The sequence below is a fragment of the Nakamurella flava genome (genome assembly GCF_005298075.1).
Classification (GTDB): Bacteria; Actinomycetota; Actinomycetes; order Mycobacteriales; family Nakamurellaceae; genus Nakamurella; species Nakamurella flava.
In genome coordinates this window covers 143,118-169,483 of sequence record NZ_SZZH01000006.1, presented here as the reverse complement: position 1 = coordinate 169,483, position 26,366 = coordinate 143,118, and the positions used below count along the sequence as shown (strand labels likewise).

The following is a 26,366-nucleotide window of genomic DNA, read 5'->3' as shown; positions in this document are numbered from 1 at the left end:
CAGTGCGTCAGGCGTCGACGTTCAGGATCCCGTCGCGTTCGGCGGCGATGGTGGTGTTGTCGCCGTGTCCGGTGCGGACCACCGTGTCGCCCGGCAGGCTCAGCAGCCGGTCGGTGATGCTGCGGACGATCGTCGGGTGGTCGCTGAACGACCGTCCGGTCGCGCCCGGGCCCCCGTTGAACAGGGTGTCGCCGGTGAAGACGGTGCCGAGGTCGGGGGCGTAGAAGCAGACCGCGCCGGGGGCGTGGCCGGGGGTGTGCAGCACCTCCAGCTCGATGCCGGCGACCGGGATGCGCTGGCCGTCGGCCAGTTCGCCGTCCGGGGCCTGATCGTGGGTGAGTTCCCAGACCGGCAGGTCGGCCGGGTGCAGCCAGATCGGCGCGTCGACCGCCTTGGCCAGTTCGGGGGCGTAGCGGACGTGGTCGTCGTGAGCGTGCGTGCACAGCACGGCCAGCACCCGACGGTCCCCGACGAGGGCCGTGATGGCGTCGACGTCGTGGGGGGCGTCGAAGACGACGCACTCGGTGTCGTCGCCGAGCACCCAGACGTTGTTGTCGACGTCGAAGGTCTGGCCGTCCAGGGAGAACGTGCCGGAGGTGACGGTGTGGTCGATGCGGGCAGTCATCAGATCTTCACCACCGAACGGAGAACGTCGCCGTGGTGCATCTTCTCGAACGCGGCGTCGATGTCCTCGATGCCGATGGTCTCGGTGACGAACTTGTCGAGCGGCAGCCGGCCCTGCAGGAACAGGTCGATGAGCATCGGGAAGTCCCGCTCGGGCAGGCAGTCGCCGTACCAGGACGACTTGAGCGATCCGCCGCGGCCGAACACGTCCAGTAGCGGCAGTTCGAGCTGCATCGTCGGGTTCGGCACACCGACCAGGACGACGGTGCCGGCCAGGTCGCGGGCGTAGAAGGCCTGCTTGTACGTCTCCGGACGGCCGACCGCGTCGATGACGACGTCCGCGCCGTTGCCGCCGGTGAGCGCCTTGATGCCCTCCACCGCGTCGGTGTCCTTGGAGTTGATGGTGTGGGTCGCGCCGAGTTCGGTGGCGGTGGCCAGCTTCCGGTCGTCCAGGTCGACGGCGATGATCGTGTTCGCGCCGGCCAGGCGGGCCCCGGCGATGGCGGCCGCGCCGACCCCGCCGCAGCCGATGACGGCGACCGAGTCGCCCCGGCCCACGTTGCCGGTGTTGATCGCGGCACCCAGGCCGGCCATCACGCCGCAGCCCAGCAGGCCGGCGACCTCGGCCGGAGCGGCCGGGTCGACCTTGGTGCACTGCCCGGCGGCGACCAGCGTCTTTTCGGCGAACGCGCCGATGCCCAGCGCGGGGGACAGCTCGGTGCCGTCCTCCAGCGTCATCTTCTGGGTCGCGTTGTGGGTGTTGAAGCAGTACCAGGGCCGGCCCCGCTTGCACGCCCGGCACTCACCGCAGACGGCGCGCCAGTTCAGGATCACGTAGTCGCCGGGGGCGACGTCGGTGACGCCTTCGCCGACGGCCTCGACGACACCGGCGGCCTCGTGGCCGAGCAGGTACGGGTACTCGTCGCCGATCCCGCCCTTCACGTAGTGCAGGTCGGTGTGGCACACCCCGCACGCCGAGATCTTCACGACCGCCTCACCCGGCCCGGGATCGGGCACGGTGATGGTCACGAGCTCGACGGGAGCGTCCTTGCTGCGGGAGATGACGGCCTGGACCTGCTGGGGCACGGGAAATCCTTGTCTCGGGAAAGCGGTGCGGGCGGGGAGGAACGGATGAGGGCTCCCGGGCCGATGGAACCTGGCACCGGGAGCCCTCAGGTCATGCTAGGAGTGGTCAGCCCTTGATGGCGTCGGCGGCCCAGTTCTGGAAGTCGGCGATGTGGTGCTCGCTCGGGACCAGGACGCCGCCCTGGGCGTAGGCCCGGGAGTCGGTGGCCTTCTGGCACAGCTCGCAGGCGTCGAAGTCCTGCAGGTTGACCCGGTGGAAGAGCTCGATCGACTTGGACAGGTCGACGCCGGACTCGATGACCGACGGCAGGTACAGCCAGTCGCACACGACGATGGTGTGGTCCGGGGCCAGCGGGATCATCCGGTGGAAGATGACGTGGTCGGGGACCAGGTTGACGAAGACGTTCGGCCGGATGGTCACCGCGTAGTAGCGGCGGTCCTGGTCGTCGGTGACGCCGGGGATCTTCTCGACACCCTCAGACCCGTCGACGGTGAAACCGGAGATGCCCTCACCGAATTCGGCGCCATGCCCGACGAAGTACTGGGCGGCCAGGCCGTCGGCGAACTCCGGCAGCACCTCCGTCAGCTCCGGGTGGATGGTCGCGCAGTGGTAGCACTCCATGAAGTTCTCGACGATGAGCTTCCAGTTGGCCTTCACGTCGTAGGTGATCCGGCGGCCGACCTGCAGGTTGTCGATGTCGTAGTGCTCGATCTGCTCGATGTCGCCCAGCCGCGAGCGGACCGCGCCCATCACGGTCTCCTCGAAGGACGGCGCCTCTTCGGCCAGCGAGACCCAGACGTAGCCCAGCCACTCGCGGACGTGGGCCTTGCGCAGCCCGTACTCCTCGCGGCCGATGTCGGGCATCTTCGTCAGGTTCGGGGCGGCGATGAGCTTGCCGTCGAGGTCGTACGTCCAGGCGTGGTACGGGCACTGGAACGAGCGGGCGCCTTCACCGGACTCGGCGCTGCACACCTTGGCGCCACGGTGCCGGCACACGTTGAAGAAGGCGCGGGCCTCCTTCTTGCGGTTCCGGCTGATGATCAGGTTCTCGCTGCCGACCTGCACGGTCTGGAAGTCGCCGGGCTTGGCGATGTCCGAGCTGCGTGCCACGCACAGCCACATCTTCTCGAAGAGGTGCTCCTGCTCCTTGGCGAACACCTCCGGCGAGGAATAGGCGTGCCCCGGCAGGGTGCGGACCAGGCTGTCGGAGATGCTCTCGCCGGCCGGTTCCAGGATTGAGGGGTCGACGGTGAGGTTCTCGGTGAGCGTCATGCGGGGACTCCTTGGGCGGCGGGCACGGCGGCGGTGGGAACGTCGGCGACAACAGCGGAGGCGGGGACGGCGACAGCGGGGACGGGTGCGGCGACGGGAACGGCGAGCTTGCGGCGGATCTGGTTGAAGTGCCGGGCCTGGTCCAGCGACAGCACGGCGACCGGCTCGCCGCCACGGCGGTAGACGGCCGAGAAGGTCTTCTCCGCCGGCGATCCCACCTCCAGGGTGGCTTCCAGGGTGTTCTCGTGGTCGGCCAGATCGCGGTACCCGGCCAGCTGCAGCCGATGCCCGTACAGGTCGGACCAGACGTAGGGGGCGCGGCAGGTCGGCAGCTTCTCGGCGCCCAGGATGCGGGCGGCGACGACCGCGCCGCGCTCCTTGGCCGACGTCCAGTGCTCGATCTGGTGGTGGCGGCCGCGGGGACTGTCGAACCAGGCCGCGCAGTCGCCGACGGCGTAGACGCCGGGCAGGTCGGTGGCGCCGGACTCGTCACAGCGGATGGCGGCGCGACCGTTCGGGCCGCAGTCCAGCCCGGAACCGGCCAGCCAGCCGACGGACGGAATGGCGCCGATACCCAACACGACGGTGGCGGCCTCGACCGGTTCGCCGTCCTTGATGAGCACCCGCAGCCCCGTGGTCCCGGTCTCGATCGCCTCGACCTGGGCGAACGGCCGGACCGTGACGCCGTGCTCGGCGTGCAGGGCGGCGACGGCGTCGGCGTACGGGCCGAGGGCCAGCCGCAACGGGACGTCCTCGGCGACGATCAGGGTGACCTGGCAGCCGAGTTCCCGCGCGGTGGCGGCGACCTCGGAGCCGATGAACCCGCCGCCGACGATGGCGACGGTGCGCCCGTCCGCGGCGGCGGCATGCAGGTCGGCACGCAGGCCGATCGCGTCGTCCAGGGTGCGCAGGCGGTGCACGCCGGGGAGGTCGAATCCGGTGACGCTGCACCGGGCGGCCGCGCCGGTGGCGACGACGACGGCGTCGGTGGTCTCCTGGGTGCCGTCCGAGAGGGAGATCGTCGCTCCGCCGGCCGGTTCCGGGGTCAGGGCGGTGGCGCAGACCCCGAGATGCCAGCGGGCGTCGAGATCCTCGGCCTCGGCCTCCAGGGACAGGTCGACCGAGGCGTGGTCGGCGCCCAGGAAGCCCTTGGACAGCGGCGGCCGGTCGTAGGGGCGGTGCACCTCGTCGCCGATGACGACGAGCTCACCGGCGAAACCCTGGGCGCGCAGCGCGCGGGCGGTGGACAGCCCGGCGAGCGAGGCGCCGACGACGGCGATCCGGCGCGGAGGAGTGCCGCTCACGCGACGCCGCCGGGGACCACACCGGGGGGCAGGTTGGGGGCCTCGTCGGAGAGCGTGATGAACACGGTCTCCTCGTCGAGGGTGACCTGGTGGGTCCGGACGGGCCGCTTGGCCGGCGGGGCGTCGGCGCTGCCGGTCCGCAGGTTGAACTTCGAGGCGTGCAGCGGGCACTCCACCTCGCAGCCTTCGAGCCAGCCGTCGGCCAGCGAGGCATCCTGGTGGGTGCAGGTGTCGTCGATGGCGAAGAACTCGCCGTCGTCGGTGTGGAACACCGCGATCGGGACGCCCTTGGTCTCCGGTCCGTCGAGGCGCAGGGCCTCGCCCGGTTCGATGGCCGAGCGCGAACAAGCGGCGAACATGTGGCTCTCCTCTACGAGGCGGACCGGTGGCGTCGCAAGTGGGCGGGTGCGAGCCTGAGGAACCGGTGAAACTTGGCGGGGCACGTGCGGTGTCGGTGGGCGGACCGACGGGTGGAGCTCGAACCGGGGCGGCGGGCTCCGGTGGTTCGACCAGCGGACCCGGTCCGACCAGCCGTGTTGCGTACTGTGATGCATGTCGCGGTGTGCGCAACTTTGCCTCCAGGGGGGCCCGGCGTCAAGAGCTGCACACCCCCTTTTACGAGCCGATACATCGGGGTAACACGACGGCAGCTTCAGGCCTCTTTCTCAGCCGGTGCTGACGAGCTAGCGTCCTGAGCAGAGGGTGGCGCTATCCGCAACGAAAGAAGGGGTGTGAGCGACATGGAGCCGACCAACGGTCCCGGTGGTCTGCAGTCGGTCGATCGCGCCCTACAGGTTTTGGAGCTGCTCGCCGCCTGGGGTTCCGGCGGCGTCACCGAGCTGGCCGCCGAGATCGGCGTGCACAAGTCCACCGTGTTCCGGCTGCTCGGAGCCCTGGAGGCGCGGGATCTGGTCGAGCAGACCGTCGAGCGGGGCAAGTACCGGCTGGGCTTCGGGGTCGTCCGGCTGGCCCGCCGGGTCAACGTCCACCTGGAAATCAGCGAGCAGGCCCAGACCGTCACCGAGAAGCTGGCCCACCGGGTCGGCGAGTCCATCAACGTCGCCGTGGCCCGCGAGAACTTCGCCGTCAACGTCGTCCAGTCCCGCGGCCAGGCCTCGGTCGCCAGCCACAACTGGATCGGGCAGCTGACGCCGCTGCACGCCACCTCCAGCGGCAAGGTGCTGCTCGCCCACATGGACAAGCCGCAGCGGACCCTACTGCTGGGTGGCGACCTGGAGCGGTTCACCGAACGGACCCACGTCGATCTCGCCAGCGTGGAGGGTGAACTGTCCGAGATCCTCGACCGCGGATACGCCACCACTTTCGGCGAGCTGGAGGTCGGACTGAACGCGGTGGCCGTGCCCGTCCGCGGGGAGGACGGCTCGGTGGTCGCCGCGCTCAGCGCCTCCGGCCCGGCGTACCGGCTCACGGCCGAGCGCATCGAGGAGATCCTGCCCAAGCTGCGGGACGCCGGGGTCGAACTCAGCCGACGGCTCGGGCACTGGGGCAACGCCGCCTGAGAAGCTCTCGCTCGACTGCTGTTTCGTTCGCCCCACGATCCACCCACGACCCACGGAAGCCTGCCGACCCGATCGACATGCCACCGACGACGGGTGTGAGACGACCAGACTCGTCGTGAGCGGCACGTCGATCCATAGCGCCTCTCATGACGTCAAACAAATGGATTGTGTATGACACAATCGACGAGTGAAGGTGAGGGTGACGAGGTCTGCGCGCCGACATCGGATCGGAAACGCTCACATCCGTGCCGCCCTGCTCAGTGCGGTGCTCGTCGATTCCACTGGCGACCAGTTTCTCTACGTCGGCATGGACGATCGGGGCGTGGAACTGGAGCTGATCCTGGTCCCCGACGACCGCTACCCCGGGGACTTCGCCGTCATCCACGCCATGCCGACCGCGTTCCGTAGAAAGGATGAGCCATGACCGCCGCTCAACCACCCCGTTCGTTCGGACATGACCTGACGGTGTCCGACGTCGACCTTGACGACGAGGAGTTCACGTATCGCGGTGAGCGTCTGACTGAGGAACGAGCCGGTCTTGTCGCCGCGGAGGCGGTCAAGGAGTTTCAGCGCCGTGGTTCGCTGCCTGTCGGTCGCCCGTCGCTGGCGAGATCAGGTGGGCACTCCCCGACTCTTCAGGTGCGTGTTCCCGAATCGGTCCGCGACGCCGTCGTCGCCCTGGCCGAACGGCGCCACGTGAAACCCTCTGTCGTCATCCGTGAGGCCCTGGAGGAGTACCTGGCCAATACCGCCCGCTAGTCGCCCGAGCTTGTGAGGGCGCCACGCGGCATCGAGAAGCCTGTCTCGCCGCCTGTGCGAGACAGGCCATGGTCACGGTTTCCCTGGCGCAGATGGACTTGCCGCACATCACGGTTTCCGCGCAGGTGAACCCGTCGTTTCCGGCATGTCGATGGACGTTCGGGGTGGGGGCCGACCGTGGCCTGTCGACGGTCGTGAACGCCGATCAGGTGGCCTCGGTCAACGAGGTGCCGTCGAGGATGCGTGTAAAGCGTCTCACTGACCCGCCTCCGCGCGGATGAGATCAGCGGCCTTCTCGGCCATCATCATGACGGTGATGTTCGGGTTGACGGCGGGCAGTTTCGGCATGGCCGAGGCGTCGACCACACGCAGTCGCTCGACGCCCTTGACCCGCAACTGCGGGTCCAGCACGGCCTCCGGATCGTCCACTGCGCCCATGCGGGCCGTCGCCGCCGGGTGGTAGACGGTGTTGTGCGTCTTGTGGATGTACTCGATCAGGTCTTCGTCGCTCGTGACGTCCGGACCGGGCGCGAGTTCCCGGCCGATCCACTCCCGCAACGGTTCCTGGGCCGCGATCTCACGGGCCAGCCTGATGCCGGCGAGCATGACCCGCTCGTCGTGACCCTCAGGGTCGGTGAAGTAGCGGGGGTCGACCTTGGGGCGGTCGCGGAAGTCGCGAGAGCGGAGCCGGACCGTTCCGCGTGAGAGTCCCTGCGTGACATTGGGTGTCAGGCAGAAGCCGTTGTCGGTGGTCGGGTAGCCGTGCCGAACGGTGTTCATGTCGAAGGGCACGCTGCCGTAGTGCATCATCAGGTCGGGCTGGTTCAGGCCCGGCTCGGTGGTGGCGAACAGGCCGATCTCCCACCACTGACTCGACTCGGTCACCATCGGCTTGGCCGCTTCCCAGAAGACCAGGCCCTCGACGTGGTCGTCGAGATTGGAGCCCACCCCCGGTGAGTCGACCCGCACCGGGATGCCGATCTCGCGCAGGTGCTCGGCCGGCCCGATACCCGACAGCATCAGCAGTTTCGGGGTGTCGATCGCCCCGGCCGTGACGATGACCTCGCGGGTGGCGACGATCTCGTCGTACCCGGTGAGATCGGGCCGCTGGTAACGGACTCCGGTCGCGACCAGGTCGTCGTCGATGAGGATCTCGCTGACCCAGCATCCGGTGCGGACCTGCAGGTTGGGGCGCGAGTCCAGGATGGGGTGCAGGTAGGACGCCGACGATGACGCCCGGGTGCCGTCCTCGGCGGCGTTGATCTGGAACCAGCCGGCGCCGTTGCGCACGGTCTCGCCCCGGTTGAAGGCCACCGTCGGCAGACCGGCCGCGGCCGCGGCCGCCAGCACGGCCCGGCCGCACGGATCGTTCGGCGGTACGTCCCGCAACCGGACCGGGCCGTCGTGACCGTGGTGGTCACCGGGGGCGTCGTTGTTCTCGAGCTTGGTGACGTAGGGGTGGGTCTCGGCGGCGTTCCAACCGGTGGCCCCCATCTTCTCCCACTCGTCCAACCCTTCGGCCGGCGGCCAGAAGGCGATACAGGAGTTGTGCGAGGAGCACCCGCCGAGCACCTTGGCCCGGGCGTGCCGCATGAAGCTGTTACCCCGTTCCTGCGGTTCGATGGGGTAGTCCCAGTCGTATCCGGAGTCGAGCAGGTGCATCCACTGGTCGAGCTGCAGGATGGCCTGGTCACCGACGTCGCTGGGCCCGGCCTCCAGGAGGCAGACCGTCACCGACGGGTCTTCGCTCAGGCGGGCGGCCAGCACGCAACCGGCGGAACCGCCCCCGGCGACGATGTAGTCGAAGGACTGCTGGGTCATGGCGGAGCTCCTATGCCTTGTCGCTGGCGTGCGAGGCGAGGCAGCCGATGGCTCGGCGGCCCTTGACGAGGTACCAGACGATTCCGGCACCCCAGATGACGGCGATGTAGAGGAACGCGCCCCAGGTGTTGTACCAAGGGGTTCCGTAGACCTCCGGGCGCGGCCAGGCCAGGTTGACGGCCATCCCGATCCCCCACAGCACGGCAAGGACGTTGACGAGCATCCCCCAACGGCCCAGGGTGAAGTAGCCGTTCGCGGCCAGATCCGGCGGCGGCCACTGGCCGGCGATGCGCTTGCGAAGCATCGGCGCGGTGACCATCAGGTAGGCGAGATAGATCATGATGACCGCGATCGACGTCAGCACCGTGAAGATCTGCGGCTGGCCGACGTTGATCACCAGGACCAGGATCGCCAGCAGGCCGATGACCACGGCCGGCAGCACCGGTGTCTTCGTCTTCGGGTGGACCCGGGCCAGCTTCTCGCCGAACGGCAGGGCGTTGTCGCGGGCCATCGCGAAGGTGAGCCGGATGGCCGCGGTGTGCACGGCCAGCGAGCAGACGATGACGGCGACGACGATGCAGACCAGCATGGCCGTACCGATCGGGCCGCTCATCACCTGCTCGACGATGTACTGCAGGCTCCCGGTGGGGCTGCCGATCAGCGGGTCCTGCAGGTCCGGGGCGGCCAGGATGGCGAAGACGAGAATCGCGCCGCCGATGACGAACGAGGCGAGCAACGCGCGCAGGATGGCCTTGGGGGCGGTCCGGCGCGGCTCCATCGTCTCCTCCCCGAGGGAGCTGGCGGTGTCGAAGCCGTACATCACGTATCCGGACGCCAGGGAGGCGATGAGGAACAGGCTCAGGTAGCCGCCGCTCTCACCGGCGCCGTAGCCGTTGGTGGAGAAGAACACCTCGGGTCCGCGCTGGATGTGGAAGGCCAGGATGACGGCGATGAGCACGGCGGCGATGAGCTCGATGAAGACGCCGGCGCTGTTGATCATCGCCATCAGCCGGACGCCCAGCGCGTTGATGGCCGTGGTCGCGATGATCATCACCGAACCCAGCAGGACGGCGTTCGCCGCGTAGCTGCTGCCGGTGCCGTCACCGATGAACTGGAAACCCGGCCAGAGCTTGGGCAGGTTGATCTGGAGGGCCAGGACCACCGCGGCCAGGGTGACGATCGACGCCGTGAGCATCAGCCAGCCGGCCGACCAGCCGACGATCCGACTGCCGAGCGTCTTGGCCCAGTTGTAGACCGAGCCCGCCACCGGGTACTTCGCGGACAGTTCCATGAAGCACAACGCGACCAGGAGTTGACCGACGAACACCATCGGCCAGCTCCACAGGTAGGCCGGGCCGGCCGTCCCGAAGCCGAAGTAGAACAACTGGAAAGTGCCGGTGAGGATGGAGATGTAACTGACCCCGGCGGCGAAGCTGGCGAACTTGCCGATGCTCCGTTCCAGGGTCGGTTTGTATCCGAAATCAGCCAGGTCGTCGTCGTCGCCACTGCGACGGGGCGGCTCGGGGAACGACTCGGGGGCTCTGTTTGCCTCGCGCGACGTCATGGCGCCTCTTTCTGCTGGCCGAACGGGGAGGGAGCGACCCCTCGCCGTCGAAGTGGGCCGAACTCTCAGTCGGTGGTGAACCAGCCCTTGGGAGCCGGGGCGGTGTGCTGCCAGATGTGCTTGATTTCCTGGTACTCGGCCAGGCCGGTCGGACCGAGTTCGCGCCCGTTACCGGATTTCTTGAACCCGCCCCACTCGGCGGCGGCGGTGTAGTAACCGAAATCGTTGATCCAGATGGTCCCGTGGCGCAGGGCCCGGGCGACCCGCTCGGCCACGGCCGGGTCGGACGTGCGCACGGCCCCGGCCAGCCCGTAGGCGGTGTCGTTGCCGAGAGCGATGGCCTGCTCGACGGTCTCGAAGCGCTCCACGGTCAGGATGGGCCCGAAGGTCTCCTCCTGGACGATGCGCATCGAGCGGTCGCAGTGGTCGAAGATCGTCGGAAGGTAGAAGAACCCGTCGGCCAGCTCGGCGTCCTTCGGTCGCTGCCCGCCGGTCCGCAGCACGGCCCCCTCGGCCTGCCCCAGCTCGACGTACCCCTCGATCTTGGCCAGCTGCTCCGCCGACACCAGCGGGCCGGTCTGGCTGGCCGGGTCGAGACCATCGCCCAGGCGGATCTTCTCGGCCCGTTCGACCAGGGCGGCCACGAAGTCGTCGGCAATGCCGGCCTGCACGATCAACCGCGTCCCGGCCGAACACACCTGACCGGAGTGCAGGAAGGCGCCGGTCAGCACCTGATCGACCGAGCTCTCCCATTCCGCGTCGGCGAACACGATGTGCGGGTTCTTGCCGCCGAGTTCGACAGCGGCCCGGGTGACCCGGTTCGCCGCGATCCGCCCGATCGTCCGACCGGTGGCCAGACCGCCGGTGAAGGAGATGAGGTCGACGTCGTCGGTGTCGGTGAGTGCCTCGCCGAGGACGGCTCCGCTGCCCTGTACGAGGTTGACGACGCCGGCTGGCACGCCGGCCTCGTCGATGAGGCGGGTCAGGGCGATCGTGCTGAGCGGGGTGACCTCACTCGGCTTGAGCACCATGGTGCAGCCGGCGGCCAACGCCGGGGCGATCTTCCAGGAGATCTGCAGCAGCGGATAGTTCCAGGGCGCGATCATGACGCACACCCCGACGGGCTCCCGCACGACGCGGCTGATCACCTGGGGATCACCCACGTCGATCAGGCGATCGGCCTCCGTCGCCATCAGGTCGGCGTAGTAGGTGAAGACCGACACGACATCGTCGATGTCCCAACGGCTCTCCTCCAGCGTCTTCCCGGTGTCGAGCGTCTCCAGCCGGGCCAGGGCCTCCTTGTCGCGGGCGAGCAGGCCGGCGATGCGACGCAGGAGGGCGGTGCGCTCGGTCACCGGCGTGGCCGGCCAGGGGCCGGTGTCGAAAGCGCGCCGGGCGGCGGCGACGGCGGCGGCTGCATCCTGTGGGGTGGCCTCGTCGACCGTCGCGACCACCTCGCCGGTCGCCGGGTTGCCGGAGTGCCGCACCCCGCCGTCCGCGGAATGCACCCAGGCGCCGTCGACGAACAGGGCCGGGTGGCCGTTGCCGACCAGTTCGGTGGCCCTGCTCGTCGCCGGCTCGCTCATCGGCCCCGCTCGGCCGAGGCCGTCACGGTGGAGCGCTGGCCCTCGGCATAGCCGTTGCCGTTCGACGACGACGTCGTCACGTCGCGGTCCGCGCCGTCGTGGTGCGGGTCCAGGCTGCCGTTGGCGTACGGCACGCCCGGGTCGTGCGCCTTGACGTGGTCGACGGTGAGACCGGCGTTGGGGTCGATCGTCTCGTCGGGCTTGATGTTGAAGAAGAAGTGCTCGCCGTGCGTCTTGGTGCCGTACTCGACGGCCTGCTCGATGGCGATCTCCACCTTTCTGCCCCGCTGGACCAGCGGGTCGGAGCGCAGGTCCTTCATCAGGGCCACGCACATCACGATCATGACGAGCAGGAACGGCGCCGCCATGATGATGGTGATGTTCTGGATGCCGGAGAGCGCATCACTGCCGCCCACCATCAACATGACGGCCGCGATGGCCCCCATGGCCGCGCCCCAGAAGATGACGACCTTCTTGTCGGGGTGGATGGTGCCCCGCTGCGACAGCGTGCCCATGACGATCGACGCGGCGTCGGCCCCGGAGACGAAGAAGATCGCGACCAGGAGCATGGCGATGACACCGAGAATCGCGCCCAGGGGCAGGGTGTCGAGCAGACCGAAGAGCTGACCGGCGAGCGGCTGGCTGGCCAGGTCGGTGCCGGTCTGCTGGGCGTGGATGGCGGCGCCACCGAAGACGGCGAACCAGAGCAGGCTGACGGAGCTGGGGATCAGGATGACGCCGGCCACGAAACCGCGGATGGTGCGACCCCGGCTGATGCGGGCGATGAACATGCCGACGAACGGCGTCCACGAGATCCACCACGCCCAGTAGAAGATCGTCCATCCGGACAGCCAGGTCTCCATGGCCTCGCCGCCGGTGGCGGCGGTCCGGGAGGCCATCTCGGTCAGCTGGCCGAAGTAGTCGCCGATCATCTTGGGGATCAGGTTGAGGATGACGATGGTCGGGCCGCCGACGAAGACGACCAGGGCCAGGACGCCCGCCAGCACCATGTTGATGTTGGACAGCCACTGGATGCCCTTGGAGACACCGGAGACCGCGGAGGCGATGAAGCAGATCGTCAGGACGACGATGATCACGACCAGCAGGTTGGTGCCCACGGATTCCATGAACCCGCCGGCGACCAGGCCGCCGCCGATCTGCAGGGCGCCCAGGCCGAGCGAGGCGGCCGAGCCGAAGAGGGTGGCGAAAATGGCGAGGATGTCGATGGCCCGGCCGAAGCCGCCCTCGCTGCCGCGCTTGCCCAGCAGGGGCGTGAAGGAGGCGCTGATGAGCTGGCGGCGACCCTTGCGGAAGGTGCTGTAGGCGATGGCCAGACCGACGACGGCGTAGATGGCCCACGGGTGCAGGGTCCAGTGGAACAGCGTGGTGGCCATGGCCGTGTCGACCGCCTGGTCGCTCAGCGCGTCGACGGTGCCGGGGGGCGGCGACGCGAAGTGCGACAGCGGCTCACCCACGCCGTAGAACATCAGGCCGATGCCCATGCCGGCGCTGAACATCATGGCGACCCAGGACACGGTCTTGAACTCGGGCCCCTCGTCGTCGCGGCCCAGGGGGATGCGGCCGTACTTGCTGATGGCCAACCACAGGGCGAAGACCACGAAGGCGCTGGCGGCGAGGACGAAACCCCAGCCACCGGCCGTGATGACGCCGCCGAGGACGGCGGTGGCGACCGAGTCCAGGGCGCCGGTGGCGACGATGCCCCAGATCAGCAGGGCGACCACCAGAACGGCGGACACCCCGAACACGATCTTGTCGAGCGGATACCGCTGGCTCGCCTCGTCGTCGACCGGCGCTGCCGGTTCATCGATGTGTGTGGCCATTCTTGGCCTCCCTTGGGAATGGGGAACGGGGGCCGGATGGCGGGCTTCGGCGGAGCCCGGGATCCGGTGCTGCGAGAGTCGCGGCCGGCGATCGGCGGCGGCGGCGTCGACCCACCGGGCGAGGCAGGCGAACGCGGGCGTTTCAGCAGCGGTCTCGGCCGAGAGTGGAGGAGGGCGGCTAACTCTCCCGGCTCGGGAACACTGCGCACTGATTGTGAGCGGCGAACGCAGTCCGTGGGTTACGGCCGCGTTGCGTCATGCGCATTGTGTTTCGCATCACGCAAAGAGTGCAGCATCCGCAACAGGTCGTCAAGAGCGCGTGGTGGGCGAGGTTTCCTCAGCCTTCCACGCGGCGCAACCAGGCGGCCCGCCACAATTCGGTGCGGGCTATTTCGTTGAACGTGAAGAAGTGGAATCCGCTCAGGCCGTGGCCGTCGGTTCCGAGGTGCGGTGCGAGCCCGCGGATCAGCCGGTCCGGCCGGTAGCCGCCGGGCAACAGGAACCGCCAGAGCAGGTTCTGTTGTTTGGACAGGAAGCGGGCCGACTGGCCGAGGCCCAGGCCGGCGGAGATGCGGACGAGCTTCTGTCGGGTGACGGCCCCGGGCAGCCCGACGCGGATCGGGGCGGTCAGGCCGTCGGCGTGTACCTCGCGGGCCCAGTCGACGACGGTGCCCGGGGTGAAGCAGAGCTGGGTGACGACCTCGGTGGCGTGCGCGGCCTTGGCCTGCAGGGCGGTGTCGATGGCCGCCTGTTCGATGCGGGCGTGTCCCTCCGGGTATCCGCCGACGCCGATCCGCGCGAAGGGGCGGCCCAGCCCGTCCAGGTGCTCGATAAGGCTGACCGAGTCGGCGAACGGTCCACGCGCCGTGGGCAGGTCCCCGGCGACGACGAAGGCGCCGGTGGCTCGGGCGGCGATCAGACGGTCGACCGTTCGTGACACCTGGTCGGCGTCCTCGAACATGCGGGCGGCCAGGTGCGGAGTGACGGTGTAGCCCGCGCTGGCCAGGGTCACGGCGAGTTCGACGGTCGCGTCGATGCCCTTGCTGGCCGTCATGGTGATGCTGACGGGTAGGTCACGCGGGACGCAGGCGATGACCGCGTCGGCCGTGCCGCGGAACGGCAGCACCTCGTACGACGCGTTCCGCAGGGCCGTGACCAGCGGGTTCGCGCTGATTGTCGCGGCCGGCACGATCGGTGCGGCACCGGCGTCCGGTAAACCCTGCGTGAATGCCTTGACGGTCTTCATCAGCCGATCGTAGACTGCCGTATCAGTGATATACCAGTCCCCGACGACAGCACGAACAGGGAGACCTTCATGGCGATCGAGCTCGACGAACGACCGGTGACGGATTCGGTGCTCACCCGGGAACTGGCCGAGACCGACCCGGCCGTGTTCGCGGCGATCAACGCCGAGCTCGACCGGCAGCAGTCGACGCTGGAGATGATCGCCAGCGAGAACTTCGCGCCGCTGGCCGTCATGCAGGCCCAGGGCAGCGTGCTGACCAACAAGTACGCCGAGGGTTACCCCGGCCGCCGCTACTACGGCGGCTGCGAGCACGTCGACGTCATCGAGCAGCTCGCGATCGACCGCATCAAGGATCTGTTCGGCGCCGAATACGCCAACGTCCAGCCGCACTCCGGTGCGCAGGCCAACGCCGCCGCCATGTCCGCGCTGCTCAAGCCGGGCGACACCATCCTCGGCCTGGACCTGGCCCACGGCGGCCACCTCACCCACGGCATGCGGCTGAACTTCTCCGGCCAGCTCTACAACGCGGTCGCCTACCACGTCGGCGCCGACGACCACCGGGTCGACATGGCTGAGGTCGAGCGCCTCGCGCAGGAGCACAAGCCGCAGCTCATCGTCGCCGGCTGGTCGGCCTACCCGCGGCAGCTGGACTTCGCCGAGTTCCGCCGCATCGCCGACTCCGTCGGGGCCTACCTGATGGTCGACATGGCCCACTTCGCCGGCCTCGTCGCCGCCGGTCTGCACCCGTCCCCGGTGCCGCACGCGCACGTCGTCACCTCGACCACGCACAAGACGCTGGGCGGCCCGCGCGGCGGGATCATCCTGGCCACCAAGGATCTCGCCAAGAAGTTCAACTCCTCGGTCTTCCCCGGCCAGCAGGGCGGGCCGCTCGAGCATGTCATCGCGGCCAAGGCCGTGGCGTTCAAGCTGGCCGCCGAGCCCGAGTTCCGCGAGCGCCAGGAGCGCACGCTGGCCGGCGCCCGGCTGCTGGCCAACCGGCTGCTGGCCGACGACGCCCGCGCCGCCGGCATCAACGTCGTCTCCGGCGGCACCGAGGTCCACCTGGTGCTCGTCGACCTGCGTGACTCCGAGCTCGACGGCAAGCAGGCCGAGGACCGGCTGCACGCCATCGGCATCACCGTGAACCGCAACGCCGTGCCGTTCGACCCGCGCCCGCCGATGATCTCCTCCGGCGTCCGCATCGGCACCCCGGCGCTGGCCGCCCGCGGCTTCGACGAGGACGATTTCGCCGAGGTCGCCGACATCATCGCCGCCGCCCTGCACCCCGTGCTCGACGACGCCCAGCTCGACCGCCTGCGCGAGCGGGTCGCCCGCCTGGCCGCCAGCCGCCCGCTGTACCCGAACCTCTCCGAGGACGTGTGATGTCGACCCAGTACCTGGACGCCACCCCGCCGCACACCCCCGGCGCGGACCTGCCCGAGCACCCCGACTTCCTCTGGCGGAACCCGGAGCCGAAGAAGTCGTACGAGATCGTCATCGTCGGCGGCGGCGGGCACGGCCTGGCCACCGCCCACTACCTGGCCCGCAACCACGGCATCACCGATGTCGCGGTGCTGGAGAAGGGGTGGCTGGCCGGCGGCAACATGGCCCGCAACACCACGCTCATCCGGTCCAACTACCTGTGGGACGAGAGCGCGGCCATCTACGAGCACTCCCTGAAGCTGTGGGAGACCCTCGATCAGGACCTCGGCTACCCGATCCTGTTCAGCCAGCGCGGCGTGCTCAACCTCGCCCACACCCTGCAGGACGTGCGGGACAGCGTGCGGCGGGTCGAGGCCAACCGGCTCAACGGGATCGACGCCGAGTTCGTCGGGCCCGAGGACGTCAAGAAGCTCTGCCCGATCGTCAACATCTCCGACGACATCCGCTACCCGGTGCTCGGCGCGACGTACCAGCCGCGCGGCGGCATCGCCAAGCACGACTACGTGGCCTGGGGCTTCGCCCGCCGGGCCAGCGACGCCGGTATCGACCTCATCCAGAACTGCGAGGTCCAGGGCTTCGAGACCGACGGCGACCGCGTCACCGCGGTCCGCACCAGCCAGGGCACCATCGGCGCCGGGCAGGTGCTGCTGGCCGCGGCCGGCCACACCTCCACCCTGACCGACCAGCTGGGCATCAAGCTGCCGCTGCAGTCGCACCCGCTGCAGGCCCTGGTCTCCGAGCTGCTCGAGCCCGTGCACCCGACGGTCGTCATGTCCAACGCCGTGCACGTCTACGTCTCGCAGGCCCACAAGGGCGAGCTGGTCATGGGCGCCGGCGTGGACGCCTACAACGGCTACGGCCAGCGCGGCGCGTTCCACATCATCGAGCGTCAGATGGCCGCCGCCGTCGAGCTCTTCCCGGTGTTCGCCCGCGCCCACCTGCTGCGCACCTGGGGCGGGATCGTCGACACCACCCCGGACGCCTCGCCCATCGTCGGCCGGGTCGGCTACGAGAACCTCTTCGTCAACTGTGGCTGGGGGACCGGCGGTTTCAAGGTCACCCCGGGCATCGGCTGGTGCCTGGCCCAGACCCTGGCCAAGCAGGAGCCCCACGATCTGGTGGAGCCCTTCGGCATCGAGCGGTTCGTCAGCGGGGTGCTCGTCGACGAGCACGGTGCCGCCGGCGTCGCGCACTGAGCCCTCCCCCCACCCCAGGCGAATTCAGGAGTCAGCACGATGCAACTCATCAAGTGCCCGTGGTGCGGTCCCCGGGAGGAGACCGAATTCCACTACGGCGGCCAGGCCCACGTCGAGTACCCGGCCGAACCGGCCGCGCTGTCCGACGAGGAATGGGCCCGCTACCTCTTCTTCCGTGACAACCCCAAGGGCCGGTTCGCCGAGCGCTGGAGCCACAGCCACGGCTGCCGGCGCTGGTTCAACGCCATCCGCGACACCGCCACCTACCGCTTCGAGGCGGTCTACCGCCCCGACGAGCCCCAGCCGGTGAACTCATGACGCAGAGCCCCGAGACCGCCGTCTCCGCCCCGTTCCGCACCGCCGACGGCGGCCGCATCGACCGCTCCCGCACGCTGGCCTTCACCTTCAACGGTGAGGAGCTGACCGGGCACCCCGGCGACACGCTGGCCTCCGCGCTGCTGGCCAACGGCCGCCACGCCATCACCACCAGCATCAAGATCGGCCGCCCGCGCGGCATCTCGGCCGCCTGGGCCGAGGATCCCTGCGGGCTGGTGCAGATCGAGCACCCCTTCCCGGATCCGATGCTGCTGGCCACCACCGTCGAGCTGTTCGACGGCCTGGTCGGTCACGGCGTCCCCGGCCAGGGCCGGCTGTCCACCGAGCCGGACCCGGCCCGGTACGACTCGGTCCACCACCACGTCGACGTCCTCGTCGTCGGGGCCGGCCCGGCCGGCCTGACCGCCGCGCTGACCGCGGCCCGCGCCGGCGCCCGGGTGGCCCTGGTCGACGAGCAGTCGGAGGCCGGCGGTTCGCTGCTCGGCACCACGGAGGAGATCGACGGCGCCCCGGCCCTGCAGTGGGTCGCCGCGGCCGTCGCCGAGCTGGCCACCTACCCGGAGGCGCTGCACCTGCAGCGCACCACCGCGTTCGGCGCCTACGACGACGGTTTCGTGCTGGCCGTCGAGCGGCGCACCGACCACCTCGGTGGCGTCGGCGCGGAAGGCGTTTCCCGGCAACGGGTCTGGCGGTTGCGGGCCGCGTCGATCGTCGTCGCCACCGGCGCCCATGAGCGTCCGGTGATCTTCGCCGACGACGACCGCCCCGGCATCCTGCTCGCCGGGTCGGCCCGCACCTACCTGCACCGGTGGGGCGTGCTGCCCGGCCGCACCGCCGTCGTCTTCACCACCAACGACACCGCCTACGACGCGGCGATCGACCTGCACCGCGCGGGTGTCACCATCACTGCCCTCATCGACGCCCGGCCGGAGGGCTCGCGCCGCCAGGCCGAGCTGACCGACCTGGGCATCGACGTCCGCAATGGCGCCACCGTCGTCGGCACCCGCGGCACCGTCCGCATCACCGATGTCGTGCTGGACTCCGGCGAGGAGATCGCCACCGACACCCTGCTGGTCAGCGGCGGCTGGAACCCGGCCGTGCATCTGTTCAGCCAGCGTCGCGGCAAGCTCGCCTACGACGACGCCCTCGGCGCGTTCCTGCCCGGCGAGGAGCTCGACGGCCTGCGGGTCGCCGGCACCGCCGCGGGCGCGTTCACCCTGGCCGGCAGCCTGCTCGGCGGCCACCAGGCCGCGCTGGCCGCCCTGGCCGATGCCGGTGTCGCCACCGACAGTGTCGCCGCTGCCGAGGGTCTCGTCCCGGCGACCGCTGCGGTCGAGGCGCCCACCGCGCCGGTCGTGCTGTGGCGTTCGTCGACCACCGACCCGAAGCTCGCCACCACCGAGTTCGTCGACCTGCAGCGGGACGCCACCGTCCACGACATCGCCACCGCGATCGGCGCCGGCCTGACGTCCATCGAGCACATCAAGCGCTACACGACCATCGGCACCGCCCACGACCAGGGCAAGACGTCCGGGATCATCACCAGCGGCATCGTCGCCGGGATGCTCGGCATGCCCGTCGGCGATACCGGGACCACCACGTTCCGCCCGCCGTACACGCCGGTGTCGTTCGCGACGCTGGCCGGTCGGGACCGCGGCCGGCTGTTCGACCCCGAGCGGGTCACCGCCGTCCACGACTGGCACGTCGCCGCCGGCGCCGTCTTCGAGGACGTCGGCATGTGGAAGCGGCCCCGCCACTACCCGCGGCCCACCGCCGACGGCGGGGCGGAGGACATGGAGACCGCGGTGCTGCGCGAGTGCGCCGCCGTCCGCACCGGGGTCGGCATGCTCGACGGCTCCACTCTGGGCAAGATCGACGTCCAGGGCGAGGACGCCGGCCAGTTCCTCGATCTCATCTACACCAACATGATGAGCACGCTGAAGGTCGGCATGGTCCGCTACGGCGTGATGTGCGGGGCCGACGGCATGGTCATCGACGACGGCACCGTGCTGCGGCTGGCCGACGACCGTTTCCTGGTCCTCACCACCACCGGAGGCGCGGCGAGAATCCTGGACTGGATGGAGGAGTGGCTGCAGACCGAGTGGCCGCACCTGAAGGTCTGGCTGGCCTCGGCCACCGAGCAGTACGCGACCTTCCCCGTCGTCGGGCCGAAGTCCCGTCAGCTCATCGCCGACGTCTTCGCTGACGTCGATGTGAGCAACGAGGTGTTCCCGTTCATGGCCATCCGGCACACCACCCTCGACGGCGTCCCCGTCATGCTCGGCCGGATCAGCTTCTCCGGTGAGCTGGCCTTCGAGGTCTACGTCAGCCCCTGGTACGCGCTGTCGGTCTGGGAGCGGCTCATCGCCGCCGGACAGCGGTACGGCATCACCCCGTACGGCACCGAGACCATGCACGTGCTGCGGGCCGAGAAGGGTTACCCGATCATCGGTCAGGACACCGACGGCACCGTCAGCCCGCACGACCTGGGCCTGGGCTGGGCGGTCTCCAAGAAGAAGGTCGACTTCATCGGCAAGCGGTCGTTCTCCCGGCCGGCCAACCAGGATCCGACGCGCAAGCAGCTCGTCGGCCTGCTGCCGATCGACCGCACCACCCTGCTGCCAGAGGGCTCGCAGATCGTCGACTTCTGTATCGACGGCGAGCTGCCCCCGCCGCCGGTCCCGATGCTCGGCCACGTCACGTCCAGCTACCGCAGCGCCGAGCTGGAGCGGCCGTTTGCCCTGGCCCTGGTCAAGGGTGGCCAGGCCCGCATCGGCGAGACCCTGCACGTCCCCGTCAACGGCGCACTGATCCCGGTCGAGGTCACCGGTTCGGTCCTGGTCGATCCCGAAGGAGCCCGTCGCGATGGCTGACACCCTGGTTGCCCACCACCCGCTGGAGTTCGTCGTTTCCGAACTTTCCGCCGCGTCTGGTTCGGCAGTGACGCTGACCCCGGAACCGTTCCTGCCGCAGCACATCGTGCGGCTGCCGGCCGGTTCGGCGACCGCTGCGGTGGCCGCCCAGCTGCAGCTGCCGACCGCGGCGAACACCTGGTCGCGCACCGCCGACGGCCGGGCCATCTGGCTCGGACCGGACGAGTGGCTGCTCGTCGGGAGCGAGTCGACGGACGCTGCGGCCTCCGCTGCTCGGGAACGAGAGCTCCTCGATCTTGTTCAGACGGTGGGCGGTGCCGTCACCGACGTCTCCGCGCAGCGCCTCGGCATCCGCCTCGGCGGACCGAAGGCCCGCACCGTGCTGGCCAAGGGCTGCTCGATCGACCTGCACCCCAAGCACTTCGGCATCGGCACCGCCGTGCAGACCGTGCTCGGCCAGGCCGGCGTCGTCCTGCTGGCCCTGCCCCCGGGCGCCGACGGGCACCCCGAGTACCTGGTGCTCGTGCGCTCCTCGTTCGCCGGCTACCTGGCCACCTGGCTGCTGGACGCCGCGCTCGAATTCACCTCTTCCTCTTCCGCCGCCCGCTGACGTCCCGCCAGCTTTCGCACACCCAGGAGTACAGCGACATGTCTGCCACCCCACGCGTGGTCATCATCGGAGCGGGGATCGTCGGCGCCAACCTGGCCGACGAGCTCACCGAGCGCGGCTGGAACAACCTCACCGTCGTCGATCAGGGGCCGCTGCCGCTGACCGGCGGATCCACCTCGCACGCCCCCGGCCTGGTCTTCCAGACCAACGGCTCGCGGACGATGAGCCGGCTGGCCACCTACACCGTCGAGAAGCTGCTGAGCCTGGACGTCGACGGAGCCTGGTGCTTCAACCAGGTCGGTGGCCTGGAGGTGGCGACCACCCCGGAGCGGCTGGCCGAGCTGCACCGCCGCCAGGGTCTGGCCACGTCCTGGGGGATCCAGGCCGAGGTCGTCGGCCCGGACCGGTGTGTCGAGCTGCACCCGCTGGTCGACCGTGACCAGGTGCTGGGCGGTCTGTACGTGCCGACCGACGGGCTGGCCAAGGCCACCCGCGCGGTGGAGGCGCTCACCACCCGGGCGCAGTCCCGCGGCGCGGTGTTCCAGGGCAACACCCGGGTCGTCGGCATCGAGCAGGCCGACGGCAAGATCACCGGGGTCCGCACCGAGGACGGCGTGATCGAGGCCGACATCGTCGTCTCCTGCGCCGGTTTCTGGGGCGTGGAGATCGGCGCCATGGTCGGCATGGACGTGCCGCTGCTGCCGCTGGCCCACCAGTTCGTGTGGACCGGGCAGGTGCCCGAGCTGGTCGGCCGCAACAGCGAGCTGCAGGAGGCGAGCCTGCCGATCCTGCGGCACCAGGACGAGGACCTGTACTACCGCGAGCGGGTCGACGGCATCGGGATCGGTTCCTACGCCCACAAGCCCATGCCGGTCGACCTGCGCACCCTGCCCGAGGGTGACAAGGACGGCTCGGCCATGCCGTCGATGCTGCCCTTCACCGAGGAGGACTTCGCCCCGGCGTGGGAGGCCAGCAAGAAGCTGCTGCCGTCGCTGCAGCAGAGCAAGATCGATTCCGGCTTCAACGGGATCTTCTCGTTCACCCCGGACGGCGGCCCGCTGATCGGCGAATCGGCCGACGTCAAGGGTTTCTGGATCGCCGAGGCCGTGTGGGTCACCCACTCCGCCGGTGTCGCCCGTTCCGTCGCCCAGCTGCTCATCGACGGCCGGTCCGAGATCGAGCTGCACGGCTGCGACGTCCACCGCTTCGAGCAGGTCCAGCTGGACCCGGCCTACGTGTCCGAGACCTCGCAGCAGAACTTCGTCGAGATCTACGACATCCTGCACCCGTTGCAGCCCAAGGAGTCCCCGCGCAACCTGCGGGTCAGCCCGTTCCACGCGCGGCAGACCGAGCTGGGTGCGGTGTTCCTGGAGGGCGGCGGCTGGGAGCGGCCGTACTGGTACGAGTCCAACGCCGACCTGGTCGCCCAGCTGCCGGCCGAGTGGGTGCCGCCGCAGCGGGACGCGTGGAGCGCGAAGTTCCACTCGCCGATCGCCGCCGCCGAGGCGTGGAAGACCCGCACCGCGGTCGCCATGTACGACATGACCCCGCTCACCCGCCTCGAGGTCAGCGGCCCCGGCGCCCTGGAGCTGCTGCAGCGGCTGACCACCGGCCAGATGGACAAGACGGTCGGCGCGGTTACCTACGCGCTGATGCTGGACGAGGCCGGCGGGATCCGCAGCGACATCACCGTCGCCCGGCTCGGCGCGCAGACCTTCCAGGTCGGCGCCAACGGCCAGCTCGACCTGGACTACCTGCGCCGCGAGGCGCCGGCCGACGTCCAGGTCCGCGACATCACCGGCGGCACCTGCTGCATCGGCCTGTGGGGTCCGCTGGCCCGTGAGGTGCTGGCCGAGGTCAGCGCCGACGACATGTCGAATGAGGGTCTGAAGTACTTCCGGGCCAAGCAGATCCGCATCGGCGGCGTCCCGGTCACCGCGATGCGGCTGTCCTACGTCGGCGAGCTCGGCTGGGAGCTGTACGCGAGTGCCGAGAACGGCCAGCGGCTGTGGGACGTGCTGTGGGCCGCCGGCCAGCAGCACGGCATCGTCGCCGCGGGTCGCGCCGCGTTCGCCTCGCTCCGGTTGGAGAAGGGCTACCGCTCCTGGGGCAGCGACATGAACACCGAGTACGACCCGTACGAGGCGGGTCTCGGGTTCGCCGTCAGCCCGCGCAAGGAGTCGTTCGTCGGTCGCGACGCCCTGGCCGGTCGGTCGGCTGAGACGGTGTCCAAGCGGCTCACCTGCCTCACCGTCGACGACGGCCGCAGCGTGGTGCTCGGCTCCGAGCCGGTGTACGTGGGTGGCGAGCCGTCCGGGTACGTGACCAGCGCGGCGTTCGGTCACACCATCGGCAAGCCCATCGCCTACGCCTGGCTGCCTGGTTCGTTGGCCGTGGGCGATTCCGTGGAGATCGGCTACTTCGGTGAGCGGATCGCCGCCACCGTCACCGCCGAGCCGCTCTACGACCCGCAGATGACCCGTCTGCGGGGCTGATCCTCCGCTCGCTCCGCCGTTCCCCGCCGCGACCGAGCGCGGTGCCGGACCCTTCCTGCTGTTCCGGCGCCGCGCTCGTTGCTTCTTGTCGACTGGGGCCGACATGCCGTCTCGACGTTCTCGTGACGGCATGTTGTCCTGAGTCGATGCCCCGGTCGAACTGCTCGACCCCCGTGCCGATCCGCCGACCGCCGTCCGCACCCCTGCGAGGACTCTCCGTGCTGCGTCACGACACCATCGACACCTATCTGAAGCAGCTGGCCGATCGGGTCCCCACGCCCGGCGGCGGGGCGACCGCCGCGCTGCATGCCGCCCAGGCGGCGGCGCTGGTGGCCATGGTCGGCCGGTACAGCGACACGGCCAAGTACGCCGAGCACGCCGACCGAATCACCGCGATCGTGGCCGCGGCCGACGAGCTGTGGGACCGGGCGGCCGCCCTGGCCGACGCGGACGTCGACGCCTTTGGGGCGGTGGGGGCGGCGTACGAGCGGCCCAAGAGCACGGACGACGAAGTGGCCGCCCGCAAGGCCGCGATCGCCGACGCGCTGGCCGGGGCCGGTCGGGTGCCGGCCCAGGTGATCGCGGTGGCTGGCGAGATCGTCGCGCTGGCGGAGGTGCTGGCCCCCATCGGCAACCGCAACGTCATCAGTGACGTGGCCGCCGCGGCCGACGCCGCCCGAGCGGCGGCGACGACGGGACGGGTCAACGTGGAGATCAACCTGGCCGGGCTGTCCGATCCCGAGGTGGTCGCCGAGTTGACCGCGGCGATCGCCGGGGTCGACGAGTTGGCTCGCCGGTCCGATGCGGTGACCGCTGCGGTGCGGGCGGGGTTGTCCCGATGACCCGGGTATTGAGCGGGTCGGCAGTGGCCAAGGAGATCCGCGCCGGAGTGACCGCCGCGGCGGAGCGGCTGTCGGCCGAGGGTCGCGAGCCGCACCTGGCCGTCGTGGTGGCGACGGCGGACGAGTCGACCGCCGCCTACGTGCGATCCATCGGTGGCGCCGCACGCAAGTGCGGGATCCGTTGCAGTGTGGTCGATCTGGGCCCGGACGCAACGTCCATCCGCATCCGCTCCGAGCTGGAGGCGCTCAGCGCCGACCCGGCGGTGCACGGCATCATCCTGCAAACCCCGCTGCCGCCGAGCGCCGACTTCGACACCCTCGCGTCGGCGATCGACCCGGCGAAGGACGTCGACGGCGCCAACCCGCTGAGCCTGGGTCTGCTGGCCGCCCGGCTGCCGGCGTTCGCCCCGGCGACGGCGGAGGCGGTGATGGTGCTGCTGGATCACTACGAGGTCCCGCTGTCCGGCGCGAACGCGGTAGTGGTCGGCCGGTCGACGGTGGTCGGTAAGCCGGCGGCACTGCTGCTGCTCAACAGGGACGCCACCGTCAGCGTCTGCCACCGCCGCACCACCGACCTGGCCGCCCACACCCTGAACGCGGACGTCGTGGTGGTCGCCGCCGGCCAGCCGGGTCTGCTCACCGGTAAACACGTCGGCGCCAACACTGTCGTCGTCGACGTGGGAACGAACGTCGAGGCCGATGGAAGCCTGATCGGTGACGTGGACTTCGCCTCCGTCGACGGCGTGGCCGCCGCGTTGACGCCGGTGCCGGGGGGTGTGGGGCCGGTGACGACGGCGTTGCTGTTGCAGCACACGATCACTTCGGCGTCACGATAATCGTTTCACATCCGTCGTGTGTTTACCCAGTTGCAGGGCAACTACGGACAACCAGCTAGAAGAAGTGAGTGAGGTGCTCAGATTTCATCAGTCCCCTAGGTTCTCGCGCGTCAAGAGAAGGTGTGCTGCGCCATAGGCGGGAGGGGCGACTAACCATACTCCTAATAATCGCCCAGATAGCCACCGAAACCGTCTCCTCGACCCGCATGCAGTGGATTCAGATGAACTGGCCAGGTACCGGTGCCCGGAGTCAGAGCAAACTGAGCCAGGAGTTCGTCTCGCTCAGACGAGGTGACACCGAAACCAACCTCTTTGAAGTAGCAACGCTCAAAGATGATATTTCGGAGCCCAATAACTCCAACCATTGCTCGACCGTACGGAATCGGAGGCAACTCCACAAATTTCCGCTCGAAGTTGCGAGCTGGAGGAGTATCTAGGAATCGCACCCCAAGAGTTTGCGCCTCATCAGGTCTCGCGACGTTCAGGCAGAGGCACGAACCGACAAGTGTGCACCCAGAGAAAACGGTGTCGGTGATGCGACCGTTGGCATCGAATGCGAGGTCACTCAGTCGAAGAGTCCTGTTGCGAAAGACTCGCCTTCCCTCACTGTCCGTCTCAGTCGGTCCCAGGATCTTCCGTGCGATGACCGCAGCAACTTCGACTGGGTTGTCTTGCGAATCCACCCCGCGTCTTGCCGCCATCATCGGGTCAAGCTCGGCAAGTCGCGCCACCGCCAGTCCATGGTGAACGGGTAGTAGCTTGTCTCTTTCGACACTGGTCCATAGCGCGGCTAGTTCGTCCTTAGTCCAACGCTTATTAGCCCCGTAGAAGTTCTCCGATAGAATTATAACGCCATAGCGGGCGGCTCGGAGGCCCTCCGTGACCTTCTCTCGAATATCGTCACCTAATTCTATCTGGTACCCGTCCCACCATGCAGGGATACCGAGACGCACGAGCATGTCGGCTAGACTTTTCGTAAATGCCTTATCCTCACTGGCGTGTGACAAAAAAACGTCTGGTACCGATCTTGCTACTTGGCTTGCAATCTGGTTCTGCATGCGGATGCGGCCTCTCTATTCGCGCAAAGGACAGTAGCTAGGCTAGTCTGATT

The 26,366-nt window shown here is 69.4% G+C and carries 21 protein-coding genes; 10 read left to right on the top strand and 11 right to left on the bottom strand.

Translation table 11 applies throughout. From position 1 onward, the window contains the following. Positions 1–7: 7 nt before the first annotated feature. From FDO65_RS18770 to FDO65_RS18750, 5 genes are all read right to left on the bottom strand, one after another. Positions 8–625, bottom strand: a complete 618-nt coding sequence (locus tag FDO65_RS18770) for an MBL fold metallo-hydrolase (RefSeq protein ID WP_137451271.1) — start codon at positions 623–625, stop codon at positions 8–10. After that, positions 625–1,710: an S-(hydroxymethyl)mycothiol dehydrogenase gene (locus tag FDO65_RS18765; protein ID WP_137451270.1), complete on the bottom strand. Its 1,086-nt coding sequence runs from the start codon at positions 1,708–1,710 to the stop codon at positions 625–627. The genes FDO65_RS18770 and FDO65_RS18765 overlap by 1 nt, the downstream gene beginning before the upstream one ends. Positions 1,711–1,816: 106 nt before the next feature. Next, positions 1,817–2,983, bottom strand: a complete 1,167-nt coding sequence (locus FDO65_RS18760) for an aromatic ring-hydroxylating oxygenase subunit alpha (RefSeq protein WP_137451269.1) — start codon at positions 2,981–2,983, stop codon at positions 1,817–1,819. Continuing rightward, positions 2,980–4,287 carry an NAD(P)/FAD-dependent oxidoreductase gene (locus FDO65_RS18755; RefSeq protein ID WP_205850165.1) on the bottom strand — a complete coding sequence of 436 codons (1,308 nt, stop codon included), beginning with the start codon at positions 4,285–4,287 and terminating at the stop codon, positions 2,980–2,982. Before FDO65_RS18755 ends, FDO65_RS18760 begins: the two co-directional genes overlap by 4 nt. Further along, positions 4,284–4,646 carry a bifunctional 3-phenylpropionate/cinnamic acid dioxygenase ferredoxin subunit gene (locus FDO65_RS18750; protein ID WP_137451268.1) on the bottom strand — a complete coding sequence of 121 codons (363 nt, stop codon included), beginning with the start codon at positions 4,644–4,646 and terminating at the stop codon, positions 4,284–4,286. The genes FDO65_RS18755 and FDO65_RS18750 overlap by 4 nt, the downstream gene beginning before the upstream one ends. Positions 4,647–5,027: 381 nt before the next feature. On the opposite strand from FDO65_RS18750, the gene FDO65_RS18745 reads away from it, so the two are divergent. Continuing rightward, complete coding sequence (locus FDO65_RS18745) at positions 5,028–5,807, top strand: IclR family transcriptional regulator (protein ID WP_137451528.1); 780 nt, start codon at positions 5,028–5,030, stop codon at positions 5,805–5,807. Positions 5,808–6,272: 465 nt separating this feature from the next. Next, complete coding sequence (locus FDO65_RS18740) at positions 6,273–6,566, top strand: ribbon-helix-helix domain-containing protein (RefSeq protein ID WP_137451267.1); 294 nt, start codon at positions 6,273–6,275, stop codon at positions 6,564–6,566. A 255-nt stretch (positions 6,567–6,821) separates the two neighbouring features. Here the strand turns inward: FDO65_RS18740 and FDO65_RS18735 are convergent, their stop codons facing one another. From FDO65_RS18735 to FDO65_RS18715, 5 genes are all read right to left on the bottom strand, one after another. After that, on the bottom strand, positions 6,822–8,387 hold the full coding sequence (locus FDO65_RS18735; protein ID WP_137451266.1) for a GMC family oxidoreductase: 1,566 nt from the start codon (positions 8,385–8,387) through the stop codon (positions 6,822–6,824). Between the two features lie 10 nt (positions 8,388–8,397). Beyond that, entirely contained in the window at positions 8,398–9,951 is a 1,554-nt protein-coding gene (locus FDO65_RS18730) for an APC family permease (RefSeq protein WP_137451265.1), read from the bottom strand. Between the two features lie 65 nt (positions 9,952–10,016). Next, positions 10,017–11,537: an aldehyde dehydrogenase family protein gene (locus FDO65_RS18725; protein WP_137451264.1), complete on the bottom strand. Its 1,521-nt coding sequence runs from the start codon at positions 11,535–11,537 to the stop codon at positions 10,017–10,019. Further along, positions 11,534–13,378, bottom strand: coding sequence for a BCCT family transporter (locus tag FDO65_RS18720; RefSeq protein ID WP_137451263.1), 1,845 nt, complete (start codon positions 13,376–13,378; stop codon positions 11,534–11,536). The genes FDO65_RS18725 and FDO65_RS18720 overlap by 4 nt, the downstream gene beginning before the upstream one ends. Before the next feature lie 337 nt (positions 13,379–13,715). Next, positions 13,716–14,624: a methylenetetrahydrofolate reductase gene (locus FDO65_RS18715; protein ID WP_137451262.1), complete on the bottom strand. Its 909-nt coding sequence runs from the start codon at positions 14,622–14,624 to the stop codon at positions 13,716–13,718. Positions 14,625–14,693: 69 nt separating this feature from the next. Between FDO65_RS18715 and glyA the strand changes: the two genes are divergently transcribed. The 8 genes from glyA (at position 14,694) to FDO65_RS18675 (ending at position 25,255) form a co-directional block, all read left to right on the top strand. Next, positions 14,694–16,007: a serine hydroxymethyltransferase gene (gene glyA, locus FDO65_RS18710; RefSeq protein WP_137451261.1), complete on the top strand. Its 1,314-nt coding sequence runs from the start codon at positions 14,694–14,696 to the stop codon at positions 16,005–16,007. Continuing rightward, positions 16,007–17,263 carry a sarcosine oxidase subunit beta family protein gene (locus tag FDO65_RS18705; RefSeq protein ID WP_137451260.1) on the top strand — a complete coding sequence of 419 codons (1,257 nt, stop codon included), beginning with the start codon at positions 16,007–16,009 and terminating at the stop codon, positions 17,261–17,263. Before glyA ends, FDO65_RS18705 begins: the two co-directional genes overlap by 1 nt. A 39-nt stretch (positions 17,264–17,302) precedes the next feature. Further along, entirely contained in the window at positions 17,303–17,581 is a 279-nt protein-coding gene (locus FDO65_RS18700; protein ID WP_137451259.1) for a sarcosine oxidase subunit delta, read from the top strand. Further along, on the top strand, positions 17,578–20,472 hold the full coding sequence (locus FDO65_RS18695; protein ID WP_137451258.1) for an FAD-dependent oxidoreductase: 2,895 nt from the start codon (positions 17,578–17,580) through the stop codon (positions 20,470–20,472). The genes FDO65_RS18700 and FDO65_RS18695 overlap by 4 nt, the downstream gene beginning before the upstream one ends. Then, positions 20,465–21,082: a sarcosine oxidase subunit gamma gene (locus tag FDO65_RS18690; protein WP_137451257.1), complete on the top strand. Its 618-nt coding sequence runs from the start codon at positions 20,465–20,467 to the stop codon at positions 21,080–21,082. The genes FDO65_RS18695 and FDO65_RS18690 overlap by 8 nt, the downstream gene beginning before the upstream one ends. Positions 21,083–21,120: 38 nt before the next feature. Beyond that, positions 21,121–23,577, top strand: coding sequence for a GcvT family protein (locus tag FDO65_RS18685; protein ID WP_137451256.1), 2,457 nt, complete (start codon positions 21,121–21,123; stop codon positions 23,575–23,577). 221 nt (positions 23,578–23,798) lie between these two features. Then, positions 23,799–24,419 (top strand): cyclodeaminase/cyclohydrolase family protein, encoded by a 621-nt coding sequence (locus FDO65_RS18680; RefSeq protein ID WP_137451527.1) that lies wholly within the window; start codon positions 23,799–23,801, stop codon positions 24,417–24,419. Continuing rightward, entirely contained in the window at positions 24,416–25,255 is an 840-nt protein-coding gene (locus FDO65_RS18675; RefSeq protein WP_137451255.1) for a bifunctional 5,10-methylenetetrahydrofolate dehydrogenase/5,10-methenyltetrahydrofolate cyclohydrolase, read from the top strand. Before FDO65_RS18680 ends, FDO65_RS18675 begins: the two co-directional genes overlap by 4 nt. Positions 25,256–25,416: 161 nt before the next feature. Here FDO65_RS18675 and FDO65_RS23370 read toward each other — a convergent pair whose 3' ends face one another. Then, the gene (locus FDO65_RS23370; protein ID WP_137451254.1) at positions 25,417–26,313 is read right to left on the bottom strand and encodes a toll/interleukin-1 receptor domain-containing protein; all 897 of its coding nucleotides are present in this window, start codon (positions 26,311–26,313) and stop codon (positions 25,417–25,419) included. Positions 26,314–26,366: the final 53 nt, after the last annotated feature.